This is a genomic window from Streptomyces graminofaciens (genome assembly GCF_030294945.1).
Taxonomy (GTDB): domain Bacteria; phylum Actinomycetota; class Actinomycetes; order Streptomycetales; family Streptomycetaceae; genus Streptomyces; species Streptomyces graminofaciens.
This window is the reverse complement of the sequence record NZ_AP018448.1, coordinates 963243-980522: the sequence shown is the minus strand read 5'-3', so window position 1 is coordinate 980522 and position 17280 is coordinate 963243. Positions and strand designations below refer to the sequence as shown.

At 71.6% G+C, this 17280-nt stretch carries 15 protein-coding genes; 7 read left to right on the top strand and 8 right to left on the bottom strand.

Annotated features, from left to right (window positions below):
• Positions 1–53: 53 nt before the first annotated feature.
• Positions 54–1673 (bottom strand): acyl-CoA synthetase, encoded by a 1620-nt coding sequence (locus SGFS_RS04235; RefSeq protein WP_286247736.1) that lies wholly within the window; start codon positions 1671–1673, stop codon positions 54–56.
• 176 nt (positions 1674–1849) lie between these two features.
• On the opposite strand from SGFS_RS04235, the gene SGFS_RS04230 reads away from it, so the two are divergent.
• From SGFS_RS04230 to SGFS_RS04210, 5 genes are all read left to right on the top strand, one after another.
• On the top strand, positions 1850–2653 hold the full coding sequence (locus SGFS_RS04230; protein ID WP_286247734.1) for a crotonase/enoyl-CoA hydratase family protein: 804 nt from the start codon (positions 1850–1852) through the stop codon (positions 2651–2653).
• Between the two features lie 144 nt (positions 2654–2797).
• The gene (locus SGFS_RS04225) at positions 2798–3739 is read left to right on the top strand and encodes a Zn-ribbon domain-containing OB-fold protein (RefSeq protein WP_286247732.1); all 942 of its coding nucleotides are present in this window, start codon (positions 2798–2800) and stop codon (positions 3737–3739) included.
• Positions 3736–4800, top strand: coding sequence for a thiolase domain-containing protein (locus SGFS_RS04220; protein WP_286247730.1), 1065 nt, complete (start codon positions 3736–3738; stop codon positions 4798–4800). The genes SGFS_RS04225 and SGFS_RS04220 overlap by 4 nt, the downstream gene beginning before the upstream one ends.
• Positions 4797–5963, top strand: a complete 1167-nt coding sequence (locus tag SGFS_RS04215; protein WP_286247728.1) for a thiolase domain-containing protein — start codon at positions 4797–4799, stop codon at positions 5961–5963. The genes SGFS_RS04220 and SGFS_RS04215 overlap by 4 nt, the downstream gene beginning before the upstream one ends.
• Positions 5964–6045: 82 nt before the next feature.
• A complete protein-coding gene (locus SGFS_RS04210; protein WP_286247726.1) occupies positions 6046–6291 on the top strand; it encodes a DUF397 domain-containing protein in 246 nt (81 codons plus the stop codon).
• Positions 6292–6364: 73 nt separating this feature from the next.
• Here the strand turns inward: SGFS_RS04210 and SGFS_RS04205 are convergent, their stop codons facing one another.
• The 6 genes from SGFS_RS04205 to SGFS_RS04180 form a co-directional block, all read right to left on the bottom strand.
• Positions 6365–7285, bottom strand: a complete 921-nt coding sequence (locus SGFS_RS04205; RefSeq protein ID WP_286247724.1) for a transglutaminase-like domain-containing protein — start codon at positions 7283–7285, stop codon at positions 6365–6367.
• A 108-nt stretch (positions 7286–7393) separates the two neighbouring features.
• Positions 7394–8185, bottom strand: a complete 792-nt coding sequence (locus SGFS_RS04200) for an MBL fold metallo-hydrolase (protein ID WP_286247722.1) — start codon at positions 8183–8185, stop codon at positions 7394–7396.
• A gap of 240 nt (positions 8186–8425) precedes the next feature.
• Positions 8426–9223, bottom strand: coding sequence for an alpha/beta hydrolase (locus SGFS_RS04195; protein WP_286247718.1), 798 nt, complete (start codon positions 9221–9223; stop codon positions 8426–8428).
• A gap of 20 nt (positions 9224–9243) precedes the next feature.
• Positions 9244–10071 carry an alpha/beta fold hydrolase gene (locus tag SGFS_RS04190; protein WP_286247716.1) on the bottom strand — a complete coding sequence of 276 codons (828 nt, stop codon included), beginning with the start codon at positions 10069–10071 and terminating at the stop codon, positions 9244–9246.
• 19 nt (positions 10072–10090) lie between these two features.
• A complete protein-coding gene (locus tag SGFS_RS04185; protein WP_286247714.1) occupies positions 10091–10915 on the bottom strand; it encodes an alpha/beta fold hydrolase in 825 nt (274 codons plus the stop codon).
• A gap of 97 nt (positions 10916–11012) precedes the next feature.
• Positions 11013–13757 carry a helix-turn-helix transcriptional regulator gene (locus SGFS_RS04180; RefSeq protein WP_286247713.1) on the bottom strand — a complete coding sequence of 915 codons (2745 nt, stop codon included), beginning with the start codon at positions 13755–13757 and terminating at the stop codon, positions 11013–11015.
• A gap of 241 nt (positions 13758–13998) precedes the next feature.
• Between SGFS_RS04180 and SGFS_RS04175 the strand changes: the two genes are divergently transcribed.
• Complete coding sequence (locus SGFS_RS04175) at positions 13999–14616, top strand: CGNR zinc finger domain-containing protein (RefSeq protein ID WP_286247712.1); 618 nt, start codon at positions 13999–14001, stop codon at positions 14614–14616.
• A 76-nt stretch (positions 14617–14692) separates the two neighbouring features.
• Positions 14693–15190, top strand: a complete 498-nt coding sequence (locus tag SGFS_RS04170; protein WP_286247710.1) for a hypothetical protein — start codon at positions 14693–14695, stop codon at positions 15188–15190.
• A 60-nt stretch (positions 15191–15250) separates the two neighbouring features.
• Here the strand turns inward: SGFS_RS04170 and SGFS_RS04165 are convergent, their stop codons facing one another.
• Entirely contained in the window at positions 15251–17197 is a 1947-nt protein-coding gene (locus tag SGFS_RS04165; RefSeq protein WP_434026180.1) for an N-acetylmuramoyl-L-alanine amidase, read from the bottom strand.
• Between the last annotated feature and the right edge of the window lie 83 nt (positions 17198–17280).

The window sequence follows — 17280 nt, the reverse complement described above, 5'->3', positions numbered from 1 at the left end:
GAAGTGGCGTCGTCCGCCCGGAGGGCGGGGCAGACGGGACCTTCGAAACACGCCTAGGGCCTGTCCGCCGTGGCCGCCACCGACCGTGCCCATCGATAGTCGGCCTTCCCGCTCGGTGAGCGTTGGATGGTGTCGGCGAGGACCAGCTGGCGGGGGATCTTGTAGCCGGCGAGGCGGGTGCGGCAGTGGGTCTGGATGTCCTCCAGGGAGGGGCGGGCAGCGCCCTCGCGGAGCTGGACCACGGCCGCCACGTGGCTGCCCCAGCGGGCGTCCGGGACCCCGGCGACCAGCGCGTCGTACACGTCGGGGTGGGCCTTGAGGGCCTGCTCGACCTCCTCCGGGTACACCTTCTCGCCACCGGTGTTGATGCACTGCGAACCGCGGCCGAGGACGGTGACGACGCCCTCCTCGTCCACCGTGGCCATGTCGCCGAGCAGCACCCAGCGCTCGCCGTCCTTCTCGAAGAAGGTCTCGGCGGTCTTCCTCGAGTCGTTGTAGTAGCCGAGGGGGACGTGACCGCGCTGGGCGACCCGGCCGGGTACGCCGACGGGGACCGGCTCGTACGTCGCCGGGTCCACGACCTGGGTACGGGCGTTGACGCGGATCCGGAAGCCGTCGCCTGCCCCCGAGTCCTCCGTCGCCGTACCGTTGAAGCCGGACTCCGACGAGCCGAAGTTGTTCAGCAGCATCGCGTTCGGAACCAGCTCCTGGAACTGCCGCCGTACCGTCTCCGACATGATCGCGCCGGACGAGGACACGCTGAACAGCGCTGAACAGTCTGTGTCCTTCATGGGGCCGCCGAGGGCGTCGATCAGCGGGCGCAGCATCGCGTCGCCCACCAGCGACACACTCGTCACCTTCTCCTTCTCGATCGTCCGCAGGACCTCCTCCGGCACGAACTTCCGGTGGATCACCACCCGTTGGCCGAAGTTGAACCCGATGAACGCCGTGAGCGTCGACGTGCCGTGCATCAGCGGCGCCGTCGGGAAGAACGTGATGCCCTCGCCACCCGCCGCGACCCGCCGGGCCAGTTCCTCCGGCGCCTTCACCGGCTCCCCGGTCGGGGCGCCACCGCCCAACCCCGAGAAGAACAGGTCCTCCTGACGCCACATCACGCCCTTGGGCATGCCCGTCGTGCCGCCGGTGTAGATGATGAACTGGTCGTCGGCCGAGCGCGCGGGAAAGCCTCGTTCGGCGTTCTCGGAGATCTCCGCGAAGTCCATGACGCCGGGCAGCTCGGGGGCGTCGGCCGGGGGAGTCCCCACCCGAACCAGCCACCGCAGCTTCTCCGTCCTCGGCAGCGCCCCCGCCACCCGCCCGGTGAACTCCGCGTCGAAGACGAGCCCCACCAGATCCGCGTCCCGGTAGAGGTAGACCAACTCCTCTTCCACATAGCGGTAGTTGACGTTGACGGGGACCAGCCGCGCCTTGAGACAGCCCAGTGCGGTTTGGAGGTATTCGACACAGTTGTACAGATGCAGGCCGACATGGTCACCGGGCCTGAGGCCGCTGTCGAGCAGCTGGTGGCCGACACGGTTCGCCGCCGCGTCCAGCTCCGCGTACGTCAGCCGGCGCTCCTCGCCCGTGCCGGGGATGTCGAGATAAGCGAGCGCCGCACGGTCCGGGACCACGTCCACGACAGACTCGAACAGGTCGGCAAGGTTGTACTCCACCGCACTCCTCCTGACCCCGGGCGTGCCTGGTATCCGTCGGTTCGCCGGTCATCAGAGCAAAGGGCGCCGTCACTGTGAAGGCCCCGCGCAAAAGAATCTGACTGAGTGTCAGAAAACTCTTGTCCTGTCTCCCCGCCTACTGCAACCTGTTCTCGTTCCGGAGACTGGAGGAAGCGATGGTTGGCACGGAACACCTCACTGTGCGGCGCGAAGGCGCCACGCTCGTGCTCACGCTCAACAGGCCCGAGGCCAAGAACGCGCTCTCGTTGCCGATGCTCGTCGGCCTCTACGACGGCTGGATCGAGGCCGACGAGGACGACGGTGTCCGCTCGATCGTCTTCACGGGGGCCGGGGGCGACTTCTGCGCCGGAATGGACCTCAAGGCGCTGGCCGGCGACAAGGGGATGGTGGGCCAGGAGTACCGCGACCGGCTCAAGGCCGACCCCGATCTGCACTGGAAGGCGATGCTCCGCCACCATCGGCCGCGCAAGCCCGTGATCGCCGCCGTCGAGGGGTACTGCGTCGCGGGCGGCACCGAGATGCTCCAGGGCACCGACATTCGCGTGGCGGGCAAGTCGGCGACATTCGGCCTCTTCGAGGTCAAACGCGGTCTGTTCCCCATCGGCGGCTCCACGGTTCGGCTCCAGCGGCAGATCCCGCGCACGCATGCCCTGGAGATGCTGCTCACCGGGCGGCCGTACAGCGCCCGCGAGGCCGCGGACATCGGGCTCATCGGGCATGTCGTCCCGGACGGGACGGCCCTGGCGAAGGCTCTGGAGATCGCCGAACGGATCAACGCGTGTGGGCCGCTGGCCGTGGAGGCGGTCAAGGCGTCCGTGTACGAGACCGCCGAGCTGACCGAGGCGGAGGGACTGGCCGCCGAGCTCAAGCGGGGGTGGCCGGTGTTCGACACGGCCGACGCCAAGGAGGGTGCCCGTGCCTTCGCCGAGAAGCGGGCCCCTGTTTACAAGCGGGCGTAGGTGGTCCACCAGGGGGCGGTTGTGTCTCGGCCGCGGGTCGTCTGTGTCTGGTCGCGCCCACGCGGTGGAGCCGCATATCGATACAGCCCCGTGCCCCTTACGGGGCGTCCCTGTCGTCCCCTCTCGAAGGAGGTAAGCCCCCTGATGCCCGACATCCTCAAAGCCCCCCTCACCGTCGAGTTCCCCTTCACCCGCTCCCTCGGCCCCGTCCAGAGCGCCTTCCTCACCGGCCTGCGCGAGCGCGTCGTGCTCGGCGTGCGGACCGGCGACGGTCGCGTGCTCGTTCCGCCCGTCGAGTACGACCCCGTCACCGCCGAGGAGATCCGCGACCTGGTCGAGGTGGCCCCCACCGGCACGGTCACCACCTGGGCCTGGAACCACGAACCCCGCCGGGGCCAGCCCCTCGATGCCCCCTTCGCCTGGGTCCTCGTCCGCCTCGACGGTGCCGACACCGCCCTCCTGCACGCCCTCGACGCCCCCGGCCCCGACGCCGTGCACACCGGTATGCGCGTCCGCGTCCGCTGGGCCGGGGAACGCTCCGGCGCCATCACGGACATCGCCTGCTTCGAGCCGTACGACGGAGAGCCGGGCCGACTCGACGGCCACACCGGCGAGTTCGAGGACCCGGTCACCGGCATCGTCGCGCCCGCCCGCCTCGACTACACCTACTCGCCCGGCCGCGCCCAGACCGGCTACATCCACGCCCTTGCCGAGCGCCGCCTCGTCGGCGAACGCTGCCCGTCCTGCCGGAAGGTGTACGTCCCGCCGCGGGGCGCCTGCCCCACCTGCGGTGTCGCCACGGCCGAACAGGTCGAGGTCGGGCCGCGCGGCACGGTCACCACCTTCTGCATCGTCAACATCAAGGCGAAACAGCTCGACATCGAAGTCCCGTACGTCTATGCCCACATCGCCCTCGACGGCGCCGACCTCGCCCTGCACGGCCGGATCGCCGGCATCCCCTACGACCGGGTCCGCATGGGGCTGCGCGTCGAGGCGGTGTGGACGGAGGGTGCCCGTTACCCCGACCACTACCGGCCCACCGGCGAACCCGACGCGGACTACGACATGTACAAGGAGTTGCTGTGACCCGCGAAGAAGCTCCTGGGGAACGCGAGATCGCCGTCGTCGCCTTCGCGCAGACCGACCACCGGCGCACCAGCGAGGAGCTCTCCGAGGTGGAGATGCTCATGCCGGTCCTGCACGACGTGCTCGGTCAGACGGGCCTGAAGACCGCCGACATCGGCTTCACCTGCTCCGGCTCCAGCGACTACCTCGCCGGCCGCGCGTTCTCCTTCACCCTCGCCCTCGACGGCGTGGGCGCCTGGCCGCCGATCTCCGAGTCGCACGTCGAGATGGACGGGGCGTGGGCCCTGTACGAGGCGTGGGTGAAGCTGCGTACAGGGGACGCCGACACCGCGCTCGTCTACTCCTACGGCAAGTCCTCGCCCGGCTCCGTACGCGACGTGCTGACCCGCCAGCTCGACCCGTACTACGTGGCCCCCCTGTGGCCCGACTCCGTCGCCCTCGCCGCCCTCCAGGCCCAGGCCCTCATCGACGCGGGCCACACGGACGAGCCCGCGCTGGCCGCCGTCGGGGCGCGCAGCCGCTCGACCGACAACCCGCATGCGCAGCTGCGGGGTCCGGTGCCGCAAGGAGACTACGTCGTACGGCCCCTCCGCACCGGCGACTGCCCGCCGATCAGCGACGGAGCCGCCGCCGTCGTGCTCGCGGCGGGGGAGCGGGCCCGGGAGCTGTGCGCGCGGCCCGCCTGGATCCGGGGCATCGACCACCGCGTCGAGGCGCACGGCATCGGCGTACGCGAGCTCACCGACTCGCCGTCCGCCCGGCTGGCCGCCGAACGGGCCGGAGCCTTCGAACGGCCCGTGGACACCGCCGAGTTGCACGCGCCCTTCAGCTCGCAGGAGGTGCTCCTGCGCAAGGCGCTGCGGCTCGACGACGGGGTGGCCGTGAACCCTTCGGGCGGCGCCCTCGCGGCCAACCCGATCATGGCCGCCGGGCTCATCCGCATCGGCGAGGCGGCCGCCCGTATCCACCGGGGCGAGTCCGACCGGGCCCTCGCCCACGCCACCTCCGGGCCCTGTCTGCAACAGAACCTGGTCGCCGTACTCGAAGGGGATCCGCGATGAGCAAGGAGCCCGTGGCCGTCGTAGGGATCGGCCAGACCAAGCACGTCGCGGCGCGGCGGGACGTGTCGATCGCCGGGCTCGTCCGCGAGGCCGCCGGACGGGCACTCGCCGACGCCGAGTTGACGTGGGCGGACATCGACGCCGTGGTCATCGGCAAGGCGCCCGACTTCTTCGAGGGCGTCATGATGCCCGAGCTGTACCTGGCCGACGCACTCGGCGCGGTCGGCAAGCCGATGATGCGGGTGCACACGGCGGGCTCGGTCGGCGGGTCCACGGCACTGGTCGCCGCGAGCCTGGTCGCGGCCCGCGTCCACGGGACCGTCCTGACCCTCGCCTTCGAAAAACAGTCCGAGTCGAACGCCATGTGGGGCCTGTCCCTGCCGATCCCGTTCCAACAGCCGCTGCTGGCCGGCGCGGGCGGCTTCTTCGCCCCGCACGTACGGGCGTACATGCGGCGCAGCGGCGCCCCCGACACCGTCGGCTCGCTGGTCGCGTACAAGGACAGGCGCAACGCGCTGAAGAACCCCTACGCGCACCTCCACGAGCACGACATCACCCTGGAGAAGGTCCAGGCCTCGCCCATGCTGTGGGACCCGATCCGCTACTCGGAGACCTGCCCCTCCTCGGACGGGGCCGTCGCGATGGTGCTCACCGACCGGGCGGGCGCGGCCCGCGCACCCCGGCCGCCCGCGTGGATGCACGGCGGGGCGATGCGCAGCGAACCGACGCTGTTCGCGGGCAAGGACTGTGTCTCGCCGCGCGCGGGCCGGGACTGCGCGGCCGACGTCTACCGGCAGGCGGGCATCGTCGATCCGCGCCGCGAGATCGACGCGGTGGAGATGTATGTGCCGTTCTCCTGGTACGAGCCGATGTGGCTGGAAAACCTCGGCTTCGCCGACGAGGGCGAGGGGTGGAAGCTCACCGAGTCCGGGGTCACCGAACTCGACGGCGATCTCCCGGTCGACATGTCCGGCGGGGTGCTCTCCACCAACCCCATCGGCGCCTCCGGCATGATCCGCTTCGCCGAGGCCGCGCTCCAGGTGCGCGGGCAGGCCGGAGAACACCAGGTGGAGGGCGCCCGCCGGGTGCTCGGGCACGCCTACGGCGGTGGATCGCAGTTCTTCGCGATGTGGCTCGTGGGCGCCGAGCCGCCCACCTCCTGAACCTCCTCCCCACGTGGCCTGTCGGCGGCGGGGGTCGATCGCTAGTCTGGCGGGCGGACGACGAACCGGGAGGAGCACGGACGTGGCCGAGAGCACCATGGAGCAGCGATCGCTCGACGGCTGGCACAAGCCGGCGGACCTGGACCTCAGCAACGCGGACTGGCGGTCCAGCAGTGAAGGCAGGGGAGACGTCCAGATCGCGTTTGTCGAGGGTTTCATCGCGATGCGCAACAGCGGCAGTCCCGAGAGCCACTCGCTGATCTTCACCCCTGCGGAGTGGGGCGCCTTCGTGTCGGGGGCCCGGGAGGGCGAGTTCGACCTGACCTGAACCAGGCGGGGTGTGTGTCGGTGGGCGACCCGAGCCGCCCACCGACGGTGAGAGGGAACCGCGGGGTGAGCGGTCAGCGCAGGGCGACCTCGCGCGGACCGTTGAAGGGCGCGTACGACATCACGGTCGCCGGAGTCCTGAACTCCTCGTCGACGGCGAAGAGTTCGCGGGCCGCCGCGAAGGGCACCTCGTCACCCACCACCGGCACGGCCCGGTCGTAGTGTGCGCGCACGGCGTCCGTGAGGTCGTGCCCCAGCTCCACCTCCGACCCCCAGACATCCCACAGCAGCGTCTCGACCTTGTTGAGCGCCGCGAGGTCGAGGCGCACATTGCCCGCCACGAAGAACTCCCCGAACATCGGCCCCTCGGCAGGGGGATGCAGGCCGAAGGACCGGGGGTCCGCTTCGCCCGCGCGGATGGCCCGCCACACCTTGCCCGCGACGAGGAACCGGTCGCGCGGCACATCCATCGGGTCGAAGTCGATGCCCCACTCCGCCATGAGCGACGGCTCGGGCAGCTGCGGATCGGCGAGCAGCCAGCCCCGTACCGGATCCCAGTACTCGGTGACCACGTGATCGCAGTGGAAACCGTCGGAGCCGAAATAGCTCGCGAAGCCCGACCGGAGCCGGGCGGGCACGCCCGCGTGCCGCAGGAGCGAGCAGTGCAGCAGTGAGAAGTCGCGGCACACACCGACGAAGCGGTCCTTCGGCTCGCGGCGGTGCGAGAGCGGCGCGTCGTTCCGCTCGACGACGATCCGCAGGATGTCGTCGAGATAGCGGGTCTCGGCGTCGTTGTGCAGCCGGTCCTGCGGGATCGTGTGACCGAACGTCCCGCCCTCCCCGCGATGGATCATCAGATCCCGTGTGATCCGGGCCAGTTGGGCCGGATCGCGCGGCAGATCGGCGTAGAGCGGGGCGAGTGCGCCTGGGTCGGTGAACACGCTCTGCGTGGCGTAGAAGGCGGCGACGTCCGGTGCGAGGCGTACGGGTGGCATGACGGAACCCCCAGAGGAAGCCAGGTGGAATCGGCCACGCGTTCGAATTGCGGGCCGGTTCGGCTCATCCTGCCAAAATTCGACCCGTGCGGTCACTACCGCGGCTCATCACACAGTGACGTCGACGCCCGTTCCTGCGGGCAGCCAGCGGAAGCGGTCGCGGATGTCGGCGGGCGCCGAGGCCAGACGCCGTTCGATGGCCTCGCGGTTCTCGCGGAAGTGATGCCAGCCCTCGTAGTGGACGGGGAAGGCGGTGCGCGGGGCGAGGAGACGGCACAGTTCCACGGCCTGAGCGGCCGTCATCGTGTAGCGGACCGGACCCGTCAGCGGGAAGCGCACACCGCCCATGTGCAACAGGGCCGTGCCCACGTCCAGGCGGCGCGCGACGTGGCGTACGCCGTCGTGGAGGACGGTGTCCCCGGAGATCCACAGCACGCCGTGCCGCTGTCCCTCCCAGCGGAGCGCGAAGCCGGTGACCTGCCCGGTGACCGGCCGGGACAGCGGCGGCCCGTGACGGGCCGGGGTGGCGGTCACGTCGATCGTCTTGCGCCCGGGTGCCTCAAGGCGTGTGGTCGTCCAGGGCGCCAGGCCACGGGCGTTGCCGCCGAGCCGTCGTGCCCCGGCCGGGGTGGTGAGCACGACGTCCGCGGTCGGCAACAGGGCGCGCCCGGCCGTGTCGAGGTTGTCGCCGTGATGGTCGTGGGTGAGCAGGACGGCGTCGACCGGCGGCAGGTCCGCGACGGCGAGGGCGGGGCCGGACGTCTTACGGGAGGATGTGCCCCAGCCGAACGAGTAGCGGCGACCCGGCGGATCGAACGTCGGGTCGGTGAGCAGCCGCCAGCCGTCGACTTCGATCAGCGTGGTCGGACCGCCGATGTGCGTGACGCGGACATCGGTCATACCGTGATCCCTTCCGGTGGCCCGGGACGGCGGGCAGGACCGCCGCCCCGGGCGTGCAGATGGCTAGGGCGTGTTTCGAACGTCCCGTCTGCCCCGCGACGCCTGGCACGGCACCTCGCCGCGTTGTCGGGGTCGTCCGCGTGCGCCCAGTACGCGGACGACCCTCCGCCTTGCGATGCACCGCACCAGACGCCGCGGGCCCCGCCCTCCGGGCGGACGACGCCACTTTCGAAACACGCCCTAGCGGGCGTGCGCCAGGGCCCACGACAGCGCGTAGTCCGCGACCTCCTCCCAGCCCGGCGCGGCCGGCATCAGATGCGGCTGCCCCGGATACACCTTGACCTCCGTGACGGTGTCCGACTTGTAGTGCTCGGCGTTGGACTGCTGCACCTTGGGCGGCATCAGGTGGTCCAGCTCGCCGGAGAGGAACAGCAGCGGGGCACGGCCGTCGTTGTGGTAGTTCACCCAGATGTCCTGGTGGCCGGGCTGGAAGTTGGCCAGCACGCTGTTCCACAGGATGCGGCCCGACGCGGGGATCGCGTAACGCTCGTACAGCGCCCGGGACTCCTCCTCGGAGAACGTGTTGGTGAAGGCGTAGTGCCACTGCTCATGGGTGAGGCCGACCGCCTTGTGATGGTTGGCGGGGTTCTTGAGCACGGGGAACGTCGACTTCACCTGGCTCAGCGGGACCACCTTCACGCCCTCCGTGGCCGCGGAGTTGATGGCCACTCCGGCCGCGCCGAAGCCGTGGTCGAGCAGGATCTGGGTGAACGCGCCGCCCGCGGAGTGGCCGATCAGCACGGGCGGCCTGTCGAGCCCGCGGATCACGTTCGCCAGGCTCTCCACGATCTGCGGGGCGGTCACCTTCTCGATCGGGGTCGGGTCGGCGTTCAGGGACTCGACCTCCACCTCGAAACCGGGGTAGGCGGGCGCGAGCACACGGTAGCCCTGCTTCTCGTATCGGTCGATCCAGTGCTCCCAGCTGCGCGGCGTCACCCAGAAGCCGTGGATCAGGACGATGGTGTCCGGTGCGCTCATCGATTTTTCCTTCCAGGAGGTCAACGGGTGGCGCGGTGGGCGGCCACGATCTGGCGGACGACGACGTCGGGGTGCGACATCATCACGACGTGCGAGGAACCCTTCACCTCGACGACCTTGCTCCTCGCGCGCTCGGCCATGAAGCGCTGCACCGCCGCCGGGATGACCTGGTCGGCGGTGGGGATCACGTACCAGGACGGCAGGCTCTTCCACGCCGGTACGCCGCTGGCGGACGACAGCCCGCCCACACTGCCGGGGCGCTGGGTGGCGGCCATCAGCCGCGTCACGGAGGCCGGCAGGTCCGCGGCGAAGACCTCGCGGAACTTCGCCGGGTCGATGTACCCGTCCCTGCCGGTGGTGCCGTCGGGCAGCGGGAACGGGCGGATCACCAGCGCGTCCTCCAGCTTGCTGCCCGGGAACATACCGGCCAGGTCCAGCGCGCTCTCGCCCTCGTCGGGCGCGAACGCCCCGACGTACACCAGCGCCTTGACGTGGGAATGGCCGCGTCCGGCGTTGGTGATGACCTCCCCGCCGTAGGAGTGGCCGACCAGGATGACCGGGCCGGAGACGGAGCCGACGACGCTGGAGACATACGCCGAGTCGCCCGCCAGGTCGCGCAGCGGGTTCGCCGGGGCGATGACCGGGAACCCGGCCTTCAGCAGCCGGGCGATGACGTCGTTCCAGCCCGAGGCGTCGGCGAACACGCCGTGCACGAGCACGACGGTCGGTCTCGCGGCGCCGCCCGAGGAGGCGGCGGCCGACGCCGCGGGGGCGGCGCCGAGCGTGACCGCTCCCGCCGCGAGCAGGCCGCCGAGCACGCGACGGCGGGGCTGACCTTCGGGAATCACGTGATGGTTCCTTCCGGAGTCAGGAGTTGAGGAAGTCCAGCAGGTCCGTGCCGAGCTGTTCCTTGTGCGTGTCCGTGATGCCGTGCGGCGCCCCCGGGTATACCTTCAGCGTCGCGTTCTTGATACGGGACGCCGACGCCCTGCCCCCCACCTCGAAGGGCACGACCTGGTCGTCGTCGCCGTGCACGACCAGCGTGGGCACGTCGAAGGCGTCCAGGTCGGCGCGGAAGTCGGTGGCCGAGAAGGCCGCGACGCACTCGTAGGCGTTCCGGTGTCCCGCCTGCAGGCCCTGCCGCCAGAACGCGTCCCGGATGCCCTGGGAGACATCGGCGCCGGGCCGGTTGTGCCCGAAGAACGGGCCGTCGGCCAGGTCGCGGTACAGCTGTGAGCGGTCGGCGAGCGACCCGGCGCGGATCGCGTCGAACACCTCGACGGGCACCCCGCCCGGGTTGTCGTCGGTCTTGACCATCAGCGGCGGTACGGCGGAGACCAGCACGAGCTGCGCGACCCGGGCGGTGCCGTGCCGCCCTACGTAGCGGGCGACCTCACCGCCGCCCGTGGAGAAGCCGACGAGCGTCACATCGCGCAGGTCGAGCGTGTCGATGAGCGTGGCGAGGTCGTCGGCGTAGGTGTTCATCTCGTTGCCGTGCCAGGTCTGCGAGGACCGGCCGTGCCCACGACGGTCGTGGGCGATGGCACGGAAACCGTTCGAGGCGAGGAACAACTGCTGCGCCTCCCAGCTGTCCGAGTTCAGCGGCCAGCCGTGGCTGAGCACGACCGGCCGGCCCGTGCCCCAGTCCTTGTAGTAGATCCGCGCTCCGTCGCTCGCGGTGACGTACGGCATGGTGAAAGCTCCCGTCTGCACGATCTGTCCGGCCGCCCGAGCCTCCGCCAGGACGGCCGGTGCCCGAATCCCGTGGCGCGCGTAGTCGTGACCGCGGTCAGTCCTCCCATGCCTGGCGGAGCTGCCGCCGGGACGTCACATCGAGCTTCCGGAAGATCTTCCGCAGGTGGTAGTCGACGGTGCTGGCGCTGATGTACAGCTGCGCGGCGATCTCGGCGTTGGTCGCGCCGCCCTTGGCGAGCCGGGCGATCTGGAGTTCCTGCGGGGTCAGCCCGCTCGTCGTCCCGCCCGTCCCGCGCTGAGGATGCGCCCCGGTGGCGGCCAGCTCCTGAGCGGCGCGCGCCGCGTAACCCGTGGCCCGCATGGCGTCGAACATTGCGACGGCCGTACGCAGTTGTTCGCGGGCGTCCTTGCGGCGCTTGCGGCGGCGCAGCCACTCGCCGTACAGCAGATGGGCGATGGCGAGATCGGAGCGCGCTCTCGTGCCCGACAGCAGGTTGATCGCCTCGTTGTACAGCGGCTCGGCGTCGTCGACGGCGGCGACCAGAGCGCTGGAGCGGGCCAGCACGCCAAGGGCCCAGGGCGTGCCGGAGGCCGTCGCCCGGGAGGCGAGCGTCCCCAGCGTGGCCGTGGCGAGGACCCGGTCGCCGCAGCGCACGGCCGCCTCGACGAGGGAGGGGAGCAGCCGCGAATGCACCCCGAGCGCGTCCTGCTGGATCAGCTCGTGCGCGATGCCGCGCGCCTTGGCGTAGTCGCCCCGGCTGAGGGCCAGCACCACCATGCCGATGCGGGCGATGGACTCGACCGCGCCGCTGCCGAGCCAGGTGCCCGCCTCCATCGACCCGCGCAGCACGGCGTCCAGGTCGTCGCGCTCGCCGTGCCAGGCGAGCAGTTCGGGATGCCGGTAGATGGCCCACACGTCGTCGTTCGCGCCGATCGCCGCACGGATCTGGTGCCCCTCGGCCAACAGGTCGTCGGCGGCGGCCAGCTCGCCGAGATTCGTCTCGGACATCGTGGCGCAGTACAGGGCGGAGTCCAGCTGCCACAGGGAACCCGTCCGTCGCGCCACATCGGCCGCCCGCCCGATGACAGCGGTGTGCGTCTGCTCGTCCCACAGGATCATCGACAGGGTGACGGCGGGCAGATACCCGCGCAGCACCTCCTCCTCGGAGGTGTCCGGGTCCAGCACCATGGCGCAGGCCCGCCGCAGCTGCGGTACGGCGCGTTCGTAGCCGTCGGTGACCAGGGCCGCGAAACCGCGCAGCACCAGGTCGACGCCGGTCGCCGCACCGGAGCGCGGCACCAGCGACTCCACGGCCCGGGCGATCTCGGCCGGTGTGGTGTCCCGCATGAGGTGCTCCGCCGTGATGGCGCGGTCGGTCGCCCGGAGGAGCGCCTCACGTGCCAGGTCCGGAGCGCCGTCGGAGAGGAACCGGGCGGCCCGCACACACAGCGCCGGCGCCTGCGCGAAGGAATCCGCGCGGCCCAGCGCGAGGCCTGTGGTCGCCCGGATCAACAGGGCCCGGCCCTGGCCGGCGTCACCGAGCAGTTCCCCCTCGATCCCGTCCAGCAGCGACTCGGCCTGCAGCGGCGCCCCGGCGCGCAGCGCGGCCTCGGCCGCCGCGAGCAGCCGCCCCGCTCGTACCTCGCCCTCCGGTGTCAGCTCGGCGGCCCGGGTCAGGAAGGTGGCGCGCGCGGCGTAGCCACCGCGCGCGCCCGCCCGGTCGGCCACGTCCTCCACCTCCGCGGCGACGGCGGCGTCCGTCCCGATCGCGGCCGCGGCGCGATGCCAGGCACGCCGGTCGGCGTCGGCCGGGCGGTCGGTGACCTGGGCCAGCGCGTCGTGCGCCCGCCTCCGCTCGACGCTGGTGGCGCCGCCGTAGACAGCCGACCGCACCAGCGGATGGCGGAACCGTACGGTGGAGCGCAGCACCACCAGGCGCGCGGCCTCGGCCGGACCCGAGGCGTCCGTGCCGATCCCGAGTCGGTCCGCCGCGCTCGTGAGGTACCCGAGGTCACCGCCGGGCTCGGCGGCGGCGAGGAGCAGCCAGGTCCGTGTCGGCTCCGGCAACTCGCGGACCTGTTGGAGGTAGTGCGCCTCCAGCCTGCCGCCCACGGGCAGCGGCTCCGGCAGGACGAGCCCTCCGGAGAGTTGGTCGGCGGACAGTTCCCGCCCCAGGTCGGCCAGCGCCAGCGGATTCCCGGCGGTGGCGGACACGATCCGTGCCGCGACCCGGGTGTCGAGCGGCCCGGGGACGGCCTCCCGCAGCAGTTCCAGCGCGAACTCGTCCTCCAGACCGGTGACTTCCGTGCGGGGAAGGCCCGCGGGCGCGTCGAAACCGGTGCGCGCGGCGAACAGCAGACCGACACCCTCGGCGTGCACCCGCCGGCCGACGAAGGCGAGCACGCCCAAGGACTCCTCGTCCAGCCACTGGGCGTCGTCGACGCAGGCCAGCACCGGCCGTCGCTTGGCGGCCTCCGCGAGCAGCGTGAGCGTCGCGAGCCCCACCAGGAACTGATCGGCGGCCGGGCCGTCGGCCAGCCCACAGGCCACCCGCAGCGCCGAGCGCTGGGCCGTGGGCAGCGCGCCGGGCTCCTTGAGGTCGTCCAGAAACGGCACGAGCAGCCGGTGCAGCGCCGCGAAAGGGAACCCGGACTCCGCCTCCACCCCCGCCACCCGCAGGACGCGCAGGTCGGCGGCCTCCGAGGCGGCGTGATCCAGCAGGACCGTCTTGCCGATGCCGGCGTCACCGCACAGGAGCACGACACCGCTTAATCGCTCGCGCAGGTCCGCCACGAACCGACCGAGGGTTTCCCGTTCCCTGACCCGTCCCTTGAGCATCACACCGACACCTCTCAGAAAGGTCGGGTGGCGGGGTCACCGGCGATCGCGGTCCCCCGCGGCACCGCCCCGCACCCTCCACTGGTGCTGCCCATCCTGCATATGCAGGCCCGGACTTGCTGGCGACTTGCACAAGTCATATGCCTCCCTCCGCTTCACCACGCATCCTGACGATCTCCGCGCGGTCCCTGATTCCTCGCAGCGCGAATTAATGGGTTTCCAGTCATCTATCATTAGCGCCATGGAGTACTCGATCAGCGGGGACGCACGACTCACCCTCGACCTCGCCCTGACCCTCCGCCACGACGGCCAGGGCGGCGTCACGGACGACCTGGCGACGCCCACAGGGCTCACGACCTGGGTCGAAGCCCACGCGGACACCCTCCCGGCGGCCACCGGCCTCACCGCCGACGCGACCACGCTCGCCGCCGTCACCGATCTCCGCGCCGCCGTCCGAGCCCTCTTCGCCCAGGCCGTCCGCCCCGGCGAGCCCAGCCCCGCCGACGCGGCCCGGCTGCTGCCCGTCCCCGAGGCCCTGGAACGCCTCAACGCGACCGCCGCCCTGACCCCCACCGTCCCGGTGCTGCTGTGGGCCCCGGCCGCCGACCCCGTCGTACGGCACGAGTCCGCGACCGGCGGCGAACCGCTCACCGCCGTGCTCGCCCGCGCGGCCATCGCCTTCCTCGCGAGCCCCGACCGGCAGCGACTGCGCGCCTGCCACGCGCCTCGCTGCGTGCGCTACTTCCTCAAGGAGCACCCGCGACAGGAGTGGTGCAAGCCGTCCTGCGGAAACCGCGCCCGGGTCGCCCGCCACCACGAACGACACAAGCAGCCGACCCTCCAACCCTCGGCCCGGTAACGGCCGAAACCGTCCCCCGGTCCGTACGGTCGGCCACCCTCGACACCGACCGCCGCCGGGCACGTACCATGGCGACATGTCCTTCCTCCGCCGCCGCAGCGCCACTCCTGCCGGGCCCGATTTCGACGTACTGGCCATGGACCCGGGCGACTGGCCGGGCAATCTCGGCGCGGGCCTGCTGCCCGCCCCCGACGGCAGCTGCCAGGGCGTCTTCCTGCGCTACGACCTGTACGGCGGCCGCGGCCCCGCAATGATCATCGGCAACCTCCCGGAGGGCTCCCCGGCGCGCGAGGTCGCCGAGGACGAGGTCCCCTTCGAGGTGGCCCAGCTGCTGGTGGCGCTGGAGAACGACGAGGAGATCACCGTCGTCGGCTCCGAGGACATGCCGGTGATGCAGGGCGACAATCTCCTGATCGTCCGCCGCCTCAAGCTCTCCGAGAGCCGGATCTCCTGCGTCCAGTTCGACCGCAGCGACAACGTCCTGGTGACCATCGCCGCCTGGGACCGCCCCATCACCGACGACCTGTACGCCCTGCTCAAGCCACTCCCGGCGGAGCTGTTCCAGCAGGGCTGACGAGAATCACCCAGACGAAAAGGGCCGGGCACACGCCCGGCCCTTTCGTTCGTTCCGCCGCTACGCGGCCGGCAGCACCCGTACGTCCGCCGCCCGCACGAACGCCACCCGGTGGCCGAACTGGATCTCGTAGTAGAGGTCCTCGCCGACCACGACCCGGTGCGAGGCCGTGTCGAAGGCGACGGCGTAGTAGTACTCGCCGGGCACCTTGTCGCCGATCACATATTTCTGGCCCTCCAGGAGCTTGTACGGCAGAGGGGAGACCGGCTGGGCGGGCACCCCCTCGGGGTACGCCTCCTTCTCCGGGTAGGCGCGGCCGTACACCGGGATCTCGGCGAGCCCCTTCTTCGGGGTCACGACCAGCCCGCGCGCCCCGACCGCCGTCGGCTGCCGCTGCGGGTTCCGGAACCAGGCCTTCTGGCCGAGGTACCAGATCGCCGTCCAGTCACCCCGGCGGTCCGCCACCGCGTACCGCTGGCCGGTGGAGACCCGTGAACCGATGTCGTTCACATCGATGGTCGACGCCGAGCCGTCCGGGCGCAGCCCGATGTCCTTGATGAGCGGCGAGGCCTCGTCGGGCTCGCTGTGGAGGCGTACGGCGCTGGAGCCGTGCACCGCACAGGGCTCACCGCCGGTGACGCAGCCCGTGAACTCCGGCCGGTTGTCCGCGTACTCGGGGAGGACGGTGACCAGGCTGCTGTACTTGCCGGACGTCGCGCCGAACGGTCTGCCCAGCAGCTCGAAGTAGTGCCGCCAGTCCCAGTACGGGCCCGGGTCGGTGTGCATGCCCGGGATCGTCGCCGTCGTCGTGCCCGGCACGGTGTCGTGGCCCAGGATGTGCTGACGGTCGAGCGGGATGCGGTACCGCTCGGAGAGGTAGCGCACGAGCCGCGCCGACGTGCGGTACATCGCCTCCGTGTACCAGGCGTCCGGCGAGGCCAGGAACCCCTCGTGCTCCAGGCCGATCGACTTGGCGTTGACGTACCAGTTGCCGGCGTGCCAGCCCACGTCCCTGGCCTTCACATGCTGGGCGATGCGGCCGTCCGTCGAGCGCAGCGAATAGTGCCAGGACACATAGGTCGGGTCCTGGACCAGCTTGAGCGTGGTGTCCCAGGTGGCCTCCGTGTCATGGATGACGATGTATTTGATCGACTGGGAGTTCGGCCGGTCCGCCAGGTCGTGGTTGCCGTAGTCCTTGTCCCCGAACTCCTCGTAGGGCGCCGGGATCCACTCGCAGGACACGGTCTTCGGACACTCGGTGCCGTCGGCCGCCGCCGCGCGCAGCCCCGCCCGGGTCAGCTGCGCGCGATCCGGTCGCAGTCCGGGTTCCGCGTCGAGCGTCACCCGCTGACCGGCGTCCGTGACCCGCCGCTCACCGGCGCGGATCACCGCGAAGACATCGTCCGCGTACGCCGCCGCCGTCGCCCGGTCGTCGGCACCGGAGAAGCGCGCCACCGCCCCGTACCAGTCCGCCGGATCGTCGCTCGGCCGCAGCCCGAGGTCCCGCTGCGCTGCGGCGAGCAGCGCGGCACCGCCGGCCACATTGGCCTCCGGGTCGGTGCGCAACCGCTCCGCCGGCAGACCGGTCAGCTCGGCGGCCTTCGGCAACGTCCGCAGCCTGGCGGGGAGTTCGGCGTTCTCGGGGAGGTCGTTCTCCGGCGCCAGGGCGGCCCGGGAGTCGTCGCCCCGGGCGTCCTCCCTGCCCTCGCCGTGGTGCGGGGCCTCGGCCAGGGCCGTACGCGCGTCGGTGAGATGCATGGGGCCGTAACCGCCCGAGACGCTCGGCGCACCGCCGTGCGCGTCCCAGCGGGACTGGAGGTACGACACCCCGAGCAGCACGCTCGCCGGCACGTCGTACGCGCTGGCCGCGGCCGCGAACGCGCTCTGCAGACGGGCGGCGGACGACTGACTCTGGGGCGGGGCGGCGCCGATCAGGGGCAGCAGCAGCGCCAGCGAGACGGCTGCCGTCCTGCGGACGCGCTTGCGGTCGGTGGGGGATCCTCGCAAAGCGGCCTCCTCGGGCATACGAACGTGGGGGGACGTACGGGGCCGAGCGTGCGTCAGTGCTATCGGTCGGCCGACGATCCGTC